This window comes from Haladaptatus ordinarius (assembly GCF_054177595.1).
In genome coordinates, this window is the sequence record NZ_JBPEHH010000237.1 from 1 (window position 1) to 2,036 (window position 2,036).

Annotated in this window: 3 protein-coding genes; 2 read left to right on the plus strand and 1 reads right to left on the minus strand. The window is 55.6% G+C overall.

Going from position 1 to position 2,036, the window contains the following annotated elements:
• Window positions 1-292 precede the first annotated feature (292 nt).
• Window positions 293-769 carry a DUF7344 domain-containing protein gene (locus ACR3FF_RS26830; RefSeq protein WP_458191120.1) on the minus strand — a complete coding sequence of 159 codons (477 nt, stop codon included), beginning with the start codon at window positions 767-769 and terminating at the stop codon, window positions 293-295.
• 298 nt (window positions 770-1,067) lie between these two features.
• On the opposite strand from ACR3FF_RS26830, the gene ACR3FF_RS26835 reads away from it, so the two are divergent.
• Window positions 1,068-1,397 (plus strand): AbrB/MazE/SpoVT family DNA-binding domain-containing protein, encoded by a 330-nt coding sequence (locus ACR3FF_RS26835; RefSeq protein WP_458191121.1) that lies wholly within the window; start codon window positions 1,068-1,070, stop codon window positions 1,395-1,397.
• On the plus strand, window positions 1,394-1,843 hold the full coding sequence (locus ACR3FF_RS26840; RefSeq protein WP_458191122.1) for a type II toxin-antitoxin system VapC family toxin: 450 nt from the start codon (window positions 1,394-1,396) through the stop codon (window positions 1,841-1,843). Before ACR3FF_RS26835 ends, ACR3FF_RS26840 begins: the two co-directional genes overlap by 4 nt.
• Window positions 1,844-2,036 lie beyond the last annotated feature (193 nt).

Consider the following 2,036-nt stretch of genomic DNA (forward strand, 5'->3'; position numbering starts at 1 on the left):
TCGGTTCTCTCCATCTGTGGACTCTAGTTCTCCTTCACTCAGCTACTACACCAGCGTTCACTCTGGTCATCCGTGACTCAGCACAGCTCACGAAGCGACGCTCGGGAAGTACCGATAATGAGCTTGTGTTACAAACGTCATATCGGGATCGCCGGGTCCGTTTCCATCCTGTGCAAGTTTGGTGCCATCATCGGTGCGGTCATTACTTGAGGTCATCTGTCGATCTCCGTGTGAAAGTGTCCTATCGTCCTGTCGTACCCGAGGCAGTGATACCTCTTTGTCGAACCATCAGTTAGCGCGTGTCTTCCCGGTCGAACTCGCTGCGAGCATGCGTTTCTTGCCGATTGTCGAGACTGCCACCGGCACCCTCCAATGCGGTCAACACCTGCAGGGCATGGGAACCGGGGGTGATCGTCTCAGTCTCGTCATCGAACTCGATCACGTCCAAATCCACGAGTTTCGGCACATGGCTATGATAGAGCGACGTGTACATCTCGTGGCGCGTGAGCGTTGCGATGTTCGTCTCTGGCGTATCGGTCTCCCAGGCAGCTAATTTGATTGCGAGGTCATCGAGTGACCATTCGGTCTTTTCGGCGAGGGTGTAGACGAGGTAGCGTCGTCGTGGATGGGAAATCACCTCGAAGACGGGTTGTAATTCGAGGATGGTCTCCGAGATCTCGACGTCGAAATCGCGCTCGGCGGCGCTCTCCTCGTCGGCCCGGTCAGAGTCTGTCTCCCATTCATCGGGAGGTGGCTCGTCCCCTGCCATAGTCGGCCTAGGGGCGTGAAACCTCTTAAAAACTCGGTGTAGAGTGTATTTCTCGACCATATCGAACAAATGGAGACGCAGTCGTAACATCTCAATATATATATATATAATGTCCTGTTTGTATCTTGACTACTCGAAGTCGCCTGAGAGTGACCAGCGGTGCTGTCCTTCTGCCGGTAGCAGATGTCCACAACTGCTTAGTGCAACATGAGGTAGTGGAAGGTTCTTGGGGTCTCAATCCCCTCTCACCGCATGTTTTAATATTCTGGAAGTCATACTATTTACTCAGTAAAGAACTATGAGCAGTAAGAGTGAAAATGGCGACCACGTCGTCCGTATCAGCCGCAAAGGCCAGGCGACGATCCCCAAGTCGCTCCGGGAGAAGTACGGCATCGAAATCCCAGGCCGTGTGCGCTTCCGCGAAGAAGACGGCGAACTCGTCGTCGAACCAGTCCCAACACCCAATGAACGCTTCGGGTCACTGGGTGAAGACTACGAACGTGGCGAGGTCATTACGCACCATCGAGAGGAGCAGACAGCTGAACGCCAGGCAGAGGACACCGCCGACCAGCGTGACTACCAGCGCTACGTCGATCACGACGACCGAGACGAGACCACCGACGAATGAGCTATCGCTACATTCTTGATACGGAACCCCTCCTTGCATACTACTATGGTGAACCCGGTGGGGAGACTGTCCGCGACCTCCTGATGGATGTCTACGTGGGTGAGGAGGCTGTAGCGGTCAGTGAAATCACGGCGACCGAACTGATGTACAAAATCGCCCGTTTTGAAACGGGTTCCCCATCAGGAACGCCAACAGAAGAGACACTGGCGACCGGCCGACAGGCCGTGCGTGACTTGGTGGACGGCGGTGTCACACTGTGTGCACCCTCCGAATCGTGGCCACTGGCGGCAGAAGTGAAAGGAGCGGGGGGGATCGCGCTCGGCGACGCGTATGCTGTGGCGCTTGCGGTTGCCGAAGATGCAACACTTCTGGTCGGTGCTGACGACGATTTCACGGATCTCGTGGTAGATGTATCGGTCGAACGGATCCGGACAGAGCCAGCGTGACACGTGGGAGACGAACAGACGGAAAGCGGTTTGCGTATCTCCGTACTACATTGAGGTATGGCGGCTGCGTGGGCACAGTCGGTAGTTCCCATCGTTCCTGATTACTGACTCGGTTTCTGGGGCGAGACGAGAGTAGCTGGCGCGGATGAGCGAATGATTCAACCAAAGACGGCGGTCTCACTCCAGTGAGAGC

Excerpts from the sequence above, each read along its gene's own strand:
- ACR3FF_RS26835 (WP_458191121.1), top strand. The coding sequence starts at position 1,068 with ATGAGCAGTAAGAGTGAAAATGGCGACCACGTCGTCCGTATCAGCCGC.
- ACR3FF_RS26840 (WP_458191122.1), top strand. The coding sequence starts at position 1,394 with ATGAGCTATCGCTACATTCTTGATACGGAACCCCTCCTTGCATACTAC.
- ACR3FF_RS26830 (WP_458191120.1), bottom strand. The coding sequence starts at position 769 with ATGGCAGGGGACGAGCCACCTCCCGATGAATGGGAGACAGACTCTGAC.